The organism is Streptomyces sp. NPDC050674 (genome assembly GCF_040654575.1).
Lineage (GTDB): Bacteria > Actinomycetota > Actinomycetes > Streptomycetales > Streptomycetaceae > Streptomyces.
In genome coordinates, this window is sequence record NZ_JBFAIG010000007.1 from 190,817 (window position 1) to 203,750 (window position 12,934).

Annotated in this window: 10 protein-coding genes and 1 pseudogene; 8 read left to right on the forward strand and 3 right to left on the reverse strand. The window is 72.1% G+C overall.

What is annotated here, in order from left to right:
* Nucleotides 1–33: 33 nt before the first annotated feature.
* The 5 genes from AB0I06_RS14395 (at nucleotide 34) to AB0I06_RS14415 (ending at nucleotide 6,350) form a co-directional block, all read left to right on the forward strand.
* Nucleotides 34–1,422 (forward strand): amino acid permease, encoded by a 1,389-nt coding sequence (locus AB0I06_RS14395; protein WP_363119081.1) that lies wholly within the window; start codon nucleotides 34–36, stop codon nucleotides 1,420–1,422.
* A 9-nt stretch (nucleotides 1,423–1,431) separates the two neighbouring features.
* A complete protein-coding gene (locus AB0I06_RS14400; RefSeq protein WP_363119082.1) occupies nucleotides 1,432–2,544 on the forward strand; it encodes an aminoglycoside phosphotransferase in 1,113 nt (370 codons plus the stop codon).
* Between the two features lie 23 nt (nucleotides 2,545–2,567).
* Nucleotides 2,568–3,395, forward strand: a complete 828-nt coding sequence (locus AB0I06_RS14405; RefSeq protein WP_363119083.1) for an MOSC N-terminal beta barrel domain-containing protein — start codon at nucleotides 2,568–2,570, stop codon at nucleotides 3,393–3,395.
* Nucleotides 3,396–3,808: 413 nt separating this feature from the next.
* Entirely contained in the window at nucleotides 3,809–4,936 is a 1,128-nt protein-coding gene (locus AB0I06_RS14410; protein ID WP_363119084.1) for a glycoside hydrolase family 43 protein, read from the forward strand.
* 1 nt (nucleotide 4,937) lies between these two features.
* Nucleotides 4,938–6,350, forward strand: coding sequence for an RICIN domain-containing protein (locus AB0I06_RS14415; RefSeq protein WP_363119085.1), 1,413 nt, complete (start codon nucleotides 4,938–4,940; stop codon nucleotides 6,348–6,350).
* Nucleotides 6,351–6,359: 9 nt separating this feature from the next.
* Here AB0I06_RS14415 and AB0I06_RS14420 read toward each other — a convergent pair.
* Nucleotides 6,360–7,489 (reverse strand): annotated as a pseudogene (locus AB0I06_RS14420) (polysaccharide lyase family protein).
* Nucleotides 7,490–7,680: 191 nt separating this feature from the next.
* Between AB0I06_RS14420 and AB0I06_RS14425 the strand changes: the two are divergent.
* The 3 genes from AB0I06_RS14425 (at nucleotide 7,681) to AB0I06_RS14435 (ending at nucleotide 11,354) form a co-directional block, all read left to right on the forward strand.
* Nucleotides 7,681–8,727, forward strand: coding sequence for a rhamnogalacturonan acetylesterase (locus tag AB0I06_RS14425; RefSeq protein ID WP_363119086.1), 1,047 nt, complete (start codon nucleotides 7,681–7,683; stop codon nucleotides 8,725–8,727).
* Between the two features lie 78 nt (nucleotides 8,728–8,805).
* Entirely contained in the window at nucleotides 8,806–10,488 is a 1,683-nt protein-coding gene (locus AB0I06_RS14430) for a DUF2264 domain-containing protein (RefSeq protein WP_363119087.1), read from the forward strand.
* Between the two features lie 77 nt (nucleotides 10,489–10,565).
* Nucleotides 10,566–11,354 carry an isocitrate lyase/phosphoenolpyruvate mutase family protein gene (locus tag AB0I06_RS14435; protein ID WP_363119088.1) on the forward strand — a complete coding sequence of 263 codons (789 nt, stop codon included), beginning with the start codon at nucleotides 10,566–10,568 and terminating at the stop codon, nucleotides 11,352–11,354.
* On the opposite strand, the gene AB0I06_RS14440 is transcribed toward AB0I06_RS14435, so the two are convergent.
* Together AB0I06_RS14440 and AB0I06_RS14445 are read right to left on the reverse strand one after the other, a co-directional pair.
* Nucleotides 11,351–12,349, reverse strand: a complete 999-nt coding sequence (locus AB0I06_RS14440) for an aminoglycoside phosphotransferase family protein (RefSeq protein WP_363119089.1) — start codon at nucleotides 12,347–12,349, stop codon at nucleotides 11,351–11,353. The genes AB0I06_RS14435 and AB0I06_RS14440 overlap by 4 nt on opposite strands.
* Nucleotides 12,324–12,932, reverse strand: coding sequence for a WHG domain-containing protein (locus tag AB0I06_RS14445; RefSeq protein ID WP_363119090.1), 609 nt, complete (start codon nucleotides 12,930–12,932; stop codon nucleotides 12,324–12,326). The genes AB0I06_RS14440 and AB0I06_RS14445 overlap by 26 nt, the downstream gene beginning before the upstream one ends.
* Nucleotides 12,933–12,934: the final 2 nt, after the last annotated feature.

The window sequence follows — 12,934 nt, forward strand, 5'->3', positions numbered from 1 at the left end:
CCGCCCTCCCCCTCCGCTCGTACAGGAACGCCCATGACCGTCCCGCGCCCCACCGAGGCCGCCGACCCCACGACCTCCGGGCAGGCCGCCGCCGCGCCCCCGTCCCCCCGCCGCACCTTCGGCCTGGCCGCCGCCACGGCCCTCGTCATGGGCAACATCATCGGCGGCGGCATCTTCGCCCTGCCCGCCACCGTCGCCCCCTACGGCACGGTCAGCCTGCTCGCCTTCCTCGTGCTCTCCGTCGGAGCCGTCCTGCTCGCCCTGCTGTTCGGCAGGCTCGCGCGGCGCAGCCCCGTCACCGGCGGTCTGTACGTGTACCCGCGCGACGCCTTCGGCGAGTTCGCCGGCTTCCTGTCGGCCTGGTCGTACTGGACGATGTGCTGGGTCAGCATCGCCGCCCTGGCCGTCGCGGTCGTCGGCTACGTCGACGTCCTGATACCCCTGCACGGAAACCACGTCCTCCAGGCCCTGGTCGCCCTCGCCGCCCTCTGGCTGCCCGCCGCGGCCAACTTCGCGGGCACCCGCTGGGTCGGCGCGGTGCAGGTCGTCTCCACGGTCTTGAAGTTCGTCCCGCTGCTCCTGCTCGCCACGGTGGGCCTGTTCTTCGTCGACGCGGACAACTTCGGCCCGTTCAACGCCTCCGGGCAGAGCGTCTCCGGCGCGCTCGCCGCCTCCGCAGCGCTGCTGCTGTACAGCTTCCTCGGGGTGGAGTCGGCCGCGGTCAGCGCGGGCGAGGTCCGCGATCCCGAGCGCACGGTCGGCCGGGCGAGCGTCCTGGGCACCCTGGCCTCCGCCCTCGTCTACGTCCTCGGCACGGTCGCCGTCTTCGGCCTGGTCCCGCACGACCGGCTCGTCGACTCGGGCGCCCCCTTCGCCGACGCCGTGAACACGATCACCGGCGGCGGCTGGGGCGGCACCGCCATCGCCCTGGTCGCGGTCGCCTCGATCACCGGCTGCCTCAACGGCTGGATCCTCATGGCCGCCCAGATGCCCTACGCCGCCGCACGCGACGGCCTCTTCCCCGCGCCCTTCGCCCGCATCGGCAAGGGCGGCGTCCCCGGGTTCGGGGTGTGGGCGTGCGCGGTCCTCGGCAGCCTCCTCATCGCCCTCAACTACACGGCCGGCCCGGACACCACGTTCCGCGTCCTCGTCCTGATCACCACGTTCACCGGCTGCGTGCCGTACCTGCTGTCGGCCGCGGCCCAGCTGTACTGGCTGGCCCGCGGCACCCGCGAGCGCGTCCGCCCCGCGGGACTCGCCCGGGACCTGACGGTGGCCGCGCTCTCCTTCGGCTTCTCCTTCTGGCTGATCGCCGGTGCCGGCTACGCGGCCGTGTACCAGGGGGTGCTGTTCCTCTTCGCCGGAATTCCCGTGTACGTGTGGCTGCGGGGACGCAAGGACACTGCGGGGGCGCGGGCATAGCATCGGGGGATGGTCGCCGCAGAGCACGCCGAAGTACGCGAGGTCCTGAACGTGCGGGCGGACCAGGCGGTGTTCCGGCCGCTCCCGTACAACCCGGGCAACGGCGTCACGGCCGGGGTGTGGCGGGTCACCGGCGGCGACCGCTCGGCCGTCCTGAAGGTGCTGACGCGGACGAAGGAGACCGGCGTCGCCTGGGCGGCGTCCAACGACCCGCGCCACTGGAACTTCTGGCGCCGTGAGGCGTACGTCTACCGGTCCGGTCTCGCCCAGGTCTGGCAGCGGCACGGCATCCGCGCGCCCCGGCTGCTGGAGTGCGCCGAACGGCCGGACGGGGACGTGGCGTTGTGGCTGGAGGACGTTCCCGGCGAACCGGCCACCGCCTGGTCCTTCGCCCGCCACGTCGACCACGCCCACCGCCTCGGCACCGCGCAGGGCGCGGTCGGCGCGGGGGAGGACACCCCGTGGCTGTCGCGGGGCTTCCTGCGGGACTACATCTCGGGGCAGACGACGGGACAGGACCTGCTCGACGCCGACGAGGCGTGGCGACACCCCCTGATCCGGCGGCACTTCCCGCCCGGCCTGCGCGAGGACATGGTCCGCCTCCACCACGACCGCGCGTGGTTCCTCACGGTCATGGAGTCGCTGCCCCGCGCCCTGTCGCACCTCGACCAGTGGCCGGCCAACCTCCGCTCCGACGGCACCGGCGCCGGCGTCCTGCTCGACTGGGCCTTCACCGGCGACGGCGCCCTCGGTGAGGACCTCGGCAACTACCTGCCCGACTGCGTCTTCGACCTGTTCCTCCCCGCCGCCGACCTGCCGGGCCTGGCCAAGACGGCCTACGACGCCTATGTGCAGGGCTTGCGCCAGAGCGGCTGGCGGGGCGACGAACGCCTGGTACGGCTCGGCGTGTGCGCCTCCGCGGTCAAGTACGACTGGCTGACGGCGCTGATGCTGGCCAGGGCGGACGAGGAGCAGGTGGCCTACGGCGGCGAGGACACCGTCCCGGCCGGACTCCGCTACCGGGAACGGGGCCTGACCCTGGCGTTCCTGGCCGAGTGGGCCGCCGAGGCGCGGCTCCTGGCACCCCTGCTCGGCTTCCCCGAAGCCCCCAGCGGCCGTTGAGCCGCGTGACGGAACGGAAGAGCATGGCCCGAGTCGTCGAGTTGTCGTACTACCCCGTCAAGGGCTGCGCCGGGACGTCGGCGCACGAGGCGCTGCTGACCCCGGCCGGACTGGCGCACGACCGCAGCTTCATGGTCGTCAGCGACGAGGGCGTGTACCGGACACAGCGCCGCGATCCGCTGCTGGCCGTCATCCGCCCGCTGATCACTCCCGACGGCGAGCACCTCACGCTCACCGCGCCCGGGGCGGACTGTCTCCGCCTCGAGGTGGACATCACCGGCACCCGAAAGCCTGTGGATCTGTTCGGAACCGCTTACCGGGGCATCGATCAGGGCGACGAGGCGGCGGAGTGGCTCTCGGACGTGCTCGGCGCCCGGAGCCGGCTGGTGCGGGTCCCGCCCGGACACGACCGGGTGACCGACGGCCTGACGCCGGGCACCTCCGGCTACGCCGACAGCTGTGCCCTGCACGTCCTCTCCCGCTCCACCCTCGCACTGCTCGACAGCAAGCTGACCGAACGCGGCGCCGGTCCCCTCCCCGCCGACCGTTTCCGGCCCAACCTCGTCGTCGACGGCTGGGACGAGCCCCACACCGAGGACCGCGCCCACCGCCTGCGCATCGGCACCGCGGAACTGGGCTACGCCAAACTCGCCATCCGCTGCGCGGTCACCCTGGTCGACCAGAGCGCCGGGACCCGGGCGGGTCCGGAACCCCTGCGCACCTTCGCCGGCTACCGCCGCGCCACCCAGGGCGGCGTCGCCTTCGGCACCAAGTACGCGGTGCTGCGGCCCGGCACGGTGGCGGTGGGGGACGAGGTGGACGTCACGGTGTGGGGCGAGTCCGAGCTGTGAGGCGGCGACGCGGACCGGTGGAGGTTCACGGCGGCGGCGGGACGGGGCCGCCCCGGCAGACGGGACGCGGGGCGAACCCGGGTGGACGGGCCTGACGAACTGTCCGACGGTCGCCGCCGACGGCACGGGGACCTCGCCGTCCGGCCCCGAGCGAGGGCGCCGCAGCCGCTGCCGAGGCGTGGATGACGCGGCGCCCGTGAATCGGAGACGCCTCAGGTCCGCGCCGACAACGGAAAACCCGGCCGCCGCGATGTCCGCGGCCCGCCGCACCTGTTGGTCCCGTCAGACCCGTTGACCTCCTCGTGTCACGCCCTTACCTTTTCGGCGTTCGTCATGACAGATGGCGTCCGATATCTCGACCAGCTGGGGATGTCGACGCCATGTGTCCCCAGTGAGAGGCAGGCCCCCTGCGCATGAGCCGCGACCGCGACCACGCTCTGCCCGAACCCCCCAGCCGCAGACTGCTGCTGAAGGGTGCCGCAGCCGCCGGTGCCCTGGCCGCCGTCCCCGCCCTCCCCGGCGTCGCCGAGGCGGCCCCCGGGGCGGACACCGCCACCGCCGCCACGACGCCCGGCAGGCACCCGAAGCCGGCCCCGTTCGTGAACCCGCTCGTCCGCAACCGCGCCGACCCCCACATCCACCGGCACACGGACGGCCACTACTACTTCACCGCCACCGCCCCCGAGTACGACCGCATCATCCTGCGCCGCTCGCGCACCCTCGGCGGCCTCGGCACCGCGGACGAGTCCGTCATCTGGCGCGCCCACGCCACCGGCCCCATGGGCGCCCACATCTGGGCGCCGGAACTGCACCGGATCGGCGGCAAGTGGTACATCTACTTCGCCTCCGCGCCCGCCGAGGAGATCTGGGCGATCCGCATATGGGTGCTGGAGAACGCCCACCCCAACCCCTTCCAGGGCACCTGGGTGGAGCGGGGGCAGGTCAAGACGGCCTGGGAAACCTTCTCCCTGGACGCCACCACCTTCACCCACCGGGGCAAGCGCTACCTCGCCTGGGCCCAGCACGAACCCGGCATGGACAACAACACCGGCATCTTCCTGTCCGAGATGGCCAACCCCTGGACCCTGAAGGGCCCCCAGGTGCGGCTCTCCACCCCCGAGTACGACTGGGAGCGCATCGGGTTCAAGGTGAACGAAGGCCCGTACGTCCTCAAGCGCAACGGCCGCCTGTTCATGACGTACTCGGCCAGCGCCACCGACTTCAACTACTGCGTGGGCCTGCTGACCGCCGACGCCGACAGCCACCTCCTGGACCCCGTGAGCTGGACCAAGTCGCCGACCCCGGTGTTCACCAGCAACGACACCACCAAGCAGTACGGTCCCGGGCACAACTGCTTCACCGTCGCCGAGGACGGCCGCACCGACGTCCTCGTCTACCACGCCCGGCAGTACAAGGAGATCAACGGCGACCCGCTGAACGACCCCAACCGCCACACCCGCGTGCAGAAACTCGGCTGGAAGCGCGACGGCACCCCCGACTTCGGCGTCCCGGTCGCCGACACGGTGAAGGCGAGTGACTGACATGAGACGTGCGTACGCGACCCTCCTCGCCCTGTGCCTCGGGCTGTTCGGCGCCCTCGCCACCGGCGGCCCCGCCCAGGCCGCGCCCCAGACCGTCACCAACGGCACCCAGTTCACTGACACTTCGGGCAACCCCGTCCACGCGCACGGCGGCGGCGTCCTGAAGGTCGGCACCTACTACTACTGGTTCGGCGAGCACCGCAACGCCGACAACACCTTCCGGTACGTCGACGCCTACCGCTCGACTGACCTGAAGAACTGGGAGTTCCGCAACCACGTCCTCACCGAGGCGAGCGATCCGGAGCTCGCGACCGCCAACATCGAGCGGCCGAAGGTCATGTACAACGCCTCCACCGGCAAGTTCGTGATGTGGATGCACAAGGAGAACGGCACCGACTACAGCGAGGCCCGCGCGGCCGTGGCCGTCTCCGACACCGTTGACGGCAATTACACCTGGAAGGGCAGCTTCCGGCCGCTCGGCCAGCACATGTCCCGCGACATCACGGTCTTCGTCGACACCGACGGCGCCGGCTACATGATCTCCGCCGCCCGCGAGAACTACGACCTCCAGATATACCGCCTCACCGCCGACTACACCGGCGTCGCGAACCTGGTCGCCAACCCCTGGCCCGGCGGCCACCGCGAGGCCCCGGCGCTGTTCAAGCGGAACGGCGTCTACTTCATGCTCACCTCGGGCGCCACCGGCTGGAACCCCAACCAGCAGCAGTACGCCACGGCCACCAGCATCGCCGGCCCCTGGTCGGCCATGAAGAACATCGGCGACGCGACGACGTACGGTTCGCAGACGGCCTACGTCCTGCCGGTGCAGGGCACCTCGGGCACCTCGTACCTGTACATGGGCGACCGCTGGGGCAACTCCTTCGGCGGGACGGTCAACGACTCGCGCTACGTGTGGCTGCCGCTGACCTTCTCCAACTCGACCACCATGTCCATGTCCTGGTCGCCCGAGGTCACGATCGACACGACCGCCGGGACCGTCACGGGCACCAGCGCCACGTACAACACGCTGATCGCCCGCCACTCCTCCAAGTGCGCCGACGTCACGAGCCAGTCGCTGTGGCCGGGCGCCCAGCTCAAGCAGTACGACTGCAACGGCGGCGCCAACCAGAAGTACTGGTTCAAGCCCGTCGGAAGCGGCTACTACCAGCTGATGGTCAGAAACAGCAGCCTCTGCGTGCAGGACAACGCCACCACGGTCACGCAGGAGAACTGCAACGGCTCCGCCACCGCCCAGCAGTGGTCACTGGCCACCACCGGCTCGTACGTGAACGTCAAGTCCCGCGCGAGCGGCAAGTGCCTGGACGTGAACGGCGCGGCCACCGCCAACGGCGCCGCGCTCATCCCGTACACGTGCAACGGCGGCACCAACCAGCAGTGGACGCGCGGGACATGACGTCCGCCGCTACACCAGCAGGTCGATCGCGTCGATCGCCGTCCCCGCACTGAGGAATCCGCTCGCCCCCGACCCGCTCACCACGTCGATCCTGAGCACGTTGTACTGACTCGTGTCCGTCTTCCAGGCGGACGCCGGGACGTTGTACGTGAACGTGTGGTTGTTGCCCCGGTAGGAACCGTTGGTCAGCGACCGGGTGTCCGGCTGGGTGGGCGGGGCGGGGACCGCGGAGGTCCAGGAATCGTTGACGGTCACCTGCGGCCGGCCGTTCGCGTACGCCGTCGTCACGCCGACGCGCAGGGTGTGCGCGGCGGCCGCCTGGGCCGCCGTCAGCCGGAAGTACACCAGGATCCCGCTGTTGACGTCCTTCCAGAGGTAGCAGGGGAAGGCCGCCGTCTCGCCACTGCCGACGACGACGTTCCCCGTCCAGGACGCCGCCCGCACGTCGGACGGATGCGCGTAGGTCATCAGGTCGGCGTTCTTGAAGCCGCCCGGGGTGCCGTCCCAGTCCCCGATCCGCCAGATCGCGCCCGCCTTGGACGTCCCGGCCGGTGATCCCGACGCCCGTCACCTTGCCCCGGCCGCTCGCCGGCACGTACCCCGCGATGCCGAGCGAGTCGGCCCACGGCGTCGTCAGCGTTCCCGCGTACAGCGCCGGGGAGGGTGCCCCGCCGTCCGTGAAGGCGATGACGTACGGCCCCTGGAGGCCAAAGCGCTGCGCCTCGGTCTGGTTCTGCCCGTAGTGGAGGATCTCGTACTGGCCGCCGCCGTCTGCGCTCTGGTGCCTTAGCAGGGAGCGGTAGAACGGCCCGCCGGAGGCCTTCTCGTGGTTGCTGCGCACCATCCACAGGCCGACGCCGCCGGCGGACCAGCCGACATGGTCGTAGTCCATGACACGCCGCCCGGAGTAGTGCTTCGAGCGGTTCTGGCCGTCGGGCTTAGGGAACACGCCCGAGGCCTCGATGGCAGACGTTGTTCTACAACTGGGCGCCGGTGTCGACGACGTAGTTCGCGCCGTCGTCGGTCCAGCCGAAACCGGCGGCGTGCGCCGGGCGGGTCAGGGCCGCGCCGACGGCGCCGGCGGTGGCGGCGAGGACGACGGCGCGGCGGCCGACCGGTGTGTTCGTGGCTCGGGGCATGGGGAGTGCCTCCTGCGCTGGGTGGGGGGAGTGAGACGCAAGCGAGAGTGACAGTTGAATCGATTTCGCGAAAGGGCTTTCAGTCATGCGGGGCCGCAGATCCGGTGAATGCTGCTCTGGGTCTAGAAAGCGCTTGTCGAGACCGGTACGGTCCCCGTCCAGGTCTTGTCATGTGCTGGGAGGAGCCCGGAGTGAGACGTTTCAGCATCGCCGTCGTGGCAGCGGTGACCCTGGGGACCGCGTTGTCGTCCGCACCCGCTCACGCGGGCGACGGGAGCGGCGCGGGCCGGGGGCTCGCCCACTGTGCCGCCGACAGCTGCCACTTCGACGTCCCGCCGGGCACGTACGACGTACGGGTCACGCTCGGCGGCGAGGCGGCCTCCAGCACGAGCGTCAGCGGCGAGACCCGCCGCTCCCTGCTCCCGGAGACGGCCGCACCGGCCGGAGAACGCGTCACGCGCAGTTTCACCGTGAACGTCCGCACCCCCGAGGGCGAGCCCACCGGCCCCGCGGGAACCCCCGGCCTCGACCTGCGGATCGGCGGCTCCGCCCCGGCCCTCGCCGGCATCCGGGTCACCCGGGCCCGGCACGCCCGCCAGATCTTCCTGGTCGGTGACTCCACCGTCTGCGACCAGCCCGGCGCCCCCTACTCCGGCTGGGGCCAGCAGCTGCCCCAGTTCCTCCGCAAGGGCGTGTCCGTCGCCAACTACGCCGATTCCGGGGAGAGTACGGTCACGTATCTGGGGAACCCGCAGTTGTGGGCCACCGTACGGCCCCTGATCCGCCCCGGTGATCCGGTCCTGGTCCAGCTCGCGCACAACGACAAGACCACGGACGAGGCCACCTACCGGGCCAACCTGGAGGCGCTGGTCGCCGGCGTCCGGGAGCGGGGCGGGCAGCCGGTCCTTGTCACTCCCATCGTGCGGCGCTGGTTCAACTCCGACGGCACGCTGAACAACGCAACCGCGCTCCTGGTCAACGGCCTCGGTGTGGACCACCCGGCCGTCATCCGCTCGGTCGCCGCGGCGGGTGACGTCCCGCTGATCGACCTCACGGCAAAGACCAAGGCCCTGGTGGAATCCCTCGGCCCGGAAGGCTCCAAGGCGCTGTACCTCACCAACGAGGCGCGGGACAACACCCACACCTCCGTGCGCGGTGCGACGGCCTTCGCGGGCCTCGTCCGCGACGAACTCGTCACCCTGCATCTGGTGCCGAAGGGCACGGTGCGGGTGGGATGAACCCCTGGGGCGCCCCGACCGGAACCGGGGCGCCCCAGGCCCGACCCTTCCGACCGGCCCCCGCACGAAAGACCTCAGATGCACCTGCCTCCCGCCGACCGCACGACCTCCCCGATCACCGGCTACACCCGCGCCCACTGGGAGGCGGCGGCCGACTCCCTGCTCGCCGCCGTCGAGCCGTACGCGAGCGAGGACCGCGCGCTCTACCACCTGCCCGGCGACCGGGCCGGCTGGTCGGGCCGCCTCTCCGACGGTCTGGAGGGCTACGCCCGCACCCTCCTGCTCGCGGCCTTCCGCCGTGACGAGAAGGCCCTGGAGCGTTACGCGACCGGTCTCGCCGCCGGCGTCTCGGGCGTCTGGCCCCGCATCGAGGACCGCGGCCAGCCCCTGGTGGAGGCGGCCTCCATCGCCCTCGCCCTCCGCCTCACCCGGGACCTGCTCTGGGACCGGCTGGACGACGGCGTGCGCGGGCGGGCGGCCGACTGGCTGGCCGACGCCCTCACGGCCGAACCCTGGCCCTGCAACTGGGAGCTGTTCCCCGTCACGGTGGGCGGTTTCCTCGCCGAGATCGGCCACGAGCCGCAGGCGTCCCGCGCGGCGATCGACCGCGGACTGGAACGCATCGAGCAGTGGTACGTCGGCGACGGCTGGTACACCGACGGCGACGGCCGCAAGTACGACTACTACAACGGCTGGGCGATGCACCTCTACCCGGTGCTGCACGCCTGGCTGGAGCAGGACGAGCGGCTGCTGACGCTCTACGGCGACCGCCTGGACCGCCATCTGCGCGACTACGCCCGCCTGTTCGGCGGCGACGGTGCCCCCATGCATCAGGGCCGCTCGCTGACGTACCGCTTCGCGACGACGGCCCCGCTGTGGCTGGGCGCGCTGACCGGCCGTACGCCGCTGGCGCCCGGCGAGACACGGCGGCTGGCCTCGGGCGCGCTGAAGTACTTCCTGGACAGGGGCGCGGTGGACGACCGGGGCCTGCTGTCCCTCGGCTGGCACGGTCCCGACGAGTCCGTCCTCCAGGGCTACTCGGGCCCGGCCTCCCCCTACTGGGCGAGCAAGGGTTTCCTCGGGCTGCTCCTGCCTGAGGACCACGAGGTCTGGACGGCGCCGGAGGAACCCGCCCCCGTCGAACGCGCGGACTCCGTCACCCCCGTAGGACCGCCCAACTGGCTGCTTCAGTCCACCCGTTCGGACGGCTTGGTCCGCCTCCACAACCACGGCAGCGAGGACGTCCGCTACGACCCCTACTACACGCGGCTGGCGTACTCCACCGTGACGGCACCGTCGGACTCCCACGACAACAGCGTCCTGGTCGCCGGGGACCCGGCCCGCACCGGCATCGAACCGCTCGGCGTGGGCGACGGCTGGGCGGCGTCCCGGCACACGGCGGGCGGGGGAGCGCGGGTGACCAGCGTGGTGCTGGCGCGCGGGTCGGCGGAGGTGCGCGCGCATCTGGTCACCGGCGCGGAACCGGGCACGGAGGTCCGCCTGACCGGCTGGAGCGCGCCGGACGGTGTCCGCTCGGAACTGCTCCCCGCGATCGGGCTCGACGACGACCTCACCGGCGTCACGACGGGGCACTCCACCCTGTTCGTCGCCCTGGCCCGGCTCACCGCCGAGGCCGCTCCGGCCCCGCTGGCGGAAACGGTCGCCGTGACCGCCTCCGGTGAGGGGGAGTTCAGGGTCCGCTGGAGCGAGGGGCCCGAGGTGCGGGTCCGGCTGGACGGGGACGGGGTGCGCGTCGGCTGAGGTCTCCCGCTGCCCGGTTCTCCCGCGGCTGCCACGGTTCGGTCCGCGCCGAAGCGAGCCGGGCCTAGCGTGGCGGCATGACCGCAGATCCAAGACGAACGCCGCCCGGCGGGTCCATGACCGCCTTCGCCGCCCTGCACCGTGCCGGGAAGCCCCTGCTCCTGCCCAACGCCTGGGATCACGCATCCGCCCGGGTCTTCGCGGGGCAGGGCTTCCCGGCGATCGGGACGACGAGCCTGGGCGTCGCTGCGGCCGCGGGGCTGCCCGACGGGGCGGCGGCGACCCGTGAGGAGACGCTGCGGCTGGCCGTGGCCCTCGGGTCCGGGCCCTTCCAGCTGTCCGTCGACGCGGAGGGCGGGTTCAGCGACGACCCCGACGAAGTGGCGGAGTTCGCGCGAGAGCTCCACGCGGCCGGAGCGGTGGGTGTCAACCTGGAGGACGGTCTGGGGCCGGTCGCCCGGCACGCGGCGAAGATCGCAGCGGTCAAGCAGGCCGCTCCCGGCCTGTTCGTCAACGCCCGTACCGACACCCACTGGCTGGGCGACGGTGACGGCACCCTCGCCCGCCTCGACGCCTACCGCCGGGCGGGTGCGGACGGGGTGTTCGTCCCCGGTCTCACCGATCTGCGGGCGATCGAGGCGCTGCTGCGCCACCTGGACGTGCCCCTCAACGTCCTCTACTCGCCCGGCGGCCCGTCCGTCCCGCACCTGGCCGACGCGGGAGTCCACCGCATCAGTCTCGGCTCGCTGCTGTACCGGCGGGCACTGGGCGCGGCCTCGGAGGCGATGGCGGAGATCCGCGCCGGCCGGCCACCGACGGGCGCGACGCCTTCCTACGAGGCCGTGGCGGGGCTTGGCTCCCGCTAGGGCCGACTGCCGAGCGCGGCGACCAGCAGGGAGACGGTGGCGAGGTCCGGCACGTTGCGGAGGCAGCTCACTGCCTGCCTGGCCCCGAAGTCGCGTTGCTCCGCCGTCACTTCGGGATCGACTGCCGTCTCTGCCTGCACATGGATGTAGTTCAGGGCCGTGGCGAAGAGCATCGCGAAGGACTCCGGGCCGGTGAGGGAGACTTGGCCCCCGGCCTCGCGGTAGGCCCGGGCCAGGCGCCGCGCGGACGCGATGTTCACGTCGTTGCCGCCGGACCAGACGTGGACGGCACGTGCGAACTCCCGGTCCGGCGCGACGGGTCCGGCGTTGTCCCAGTCGAGGAGGACGGGCCCGTCCGGGCCGACGAGGACGTTCTGCGGCTGGAGGTCGAGGTGCGAGGTCACCAGGCCGCCGGGCGCCGACGGGGTCACCTGGTGGGCCAGCCGGGGCGCGGTCGTGGCGATGAACCGGTCCAGTTCGTCCGACCACGGCAAGCGGGCGTCGCGCACCTTCTTGAGGACGTCCTCCCAGTCGGCGTCGTCGGGGCACCGCTCGTACCAGTCGCCTGGGGTCTCGACGGCGCCCGCACCGGCCTGGTGGAGCAGCGCCATGGTCCGGCCGAACCAATCCAGGACGTCCGGGTCGGAGGCGTCCGCACGGGTGCCGTCGATCCAGTCGTACAGCTTCACCCAGGATGTGCCGCCCGGGAAGTCGAGTCGGGAGACGTGTGCGCCGTGCCGGTCGGGGTGGAGCCGGGGCGAGGCGATGCCCAGGTCAGCCGCAGAGTTCAGTAACGCCGCCTCGCGGGCGACCTGGGCATCGTCGCAACCGAAAAGGAGTTCCTTGACGGCCCATGAGCGGCCGTTCCCGGAGATTTTCCAGATCTGGCCGAGGGCGCCCCGGGTGACGGGGGCCATGGTCCAGGGACCGGTTCCGAGGGCGTAGGTCTCGGCTATGACACCGGCCGTGTCATCGGATCGGGCTCGCTGGTCCATCGGGTGTCCTCTTCTCGCGGGGCCAGTTGCGGAGCAGTACGTGCAGGGCGTCGATGGCCCGGTCCCAGGACGTCTGTACGTCACGGGGCGCGCCGAAGGCGCCGGTGGACTCCAGGGCGCAGTAGCCGTGGAAGGTGCTGCGCAGCAGGCGTACGGCGTCGGTGAGGTCGGGTTCCGTCAGGTCGTAGGCGCGGAGCATGCCGTAGGTGACGTCGGCCGTGCGGCGCATCGCGGGGGAGTCGGCGACGAGGTCCTGGTCGATCCGGATCTGGGTCGCCGCGTAGCGGCCCGGGTGTTCCAGGGCGTAGGACCGGTAGGCGGAGGCGAAAGCGGTGAGGGTGTCCTTGCCGGGCTCGCGTCCCTCCACCGCCTCCGCGATCCGGTCGATCATCTCGCCGCCGGCGAGGAGGGCCATGCGGGTCCGCAGGTCCCGCAGGCCCCGGACGTGGGTGTACAGGCTCGCGTCCTTCACCCCGAAACGGCGCGCCAGGGCGGAGAGGGTGACGCCCTCGTAGCCGGCCTCGTCGGCGAGTTCGACCGCGGCCGCGACGAGGCGCTCGGGGGTGAGACCGGCTCTGGGCATGG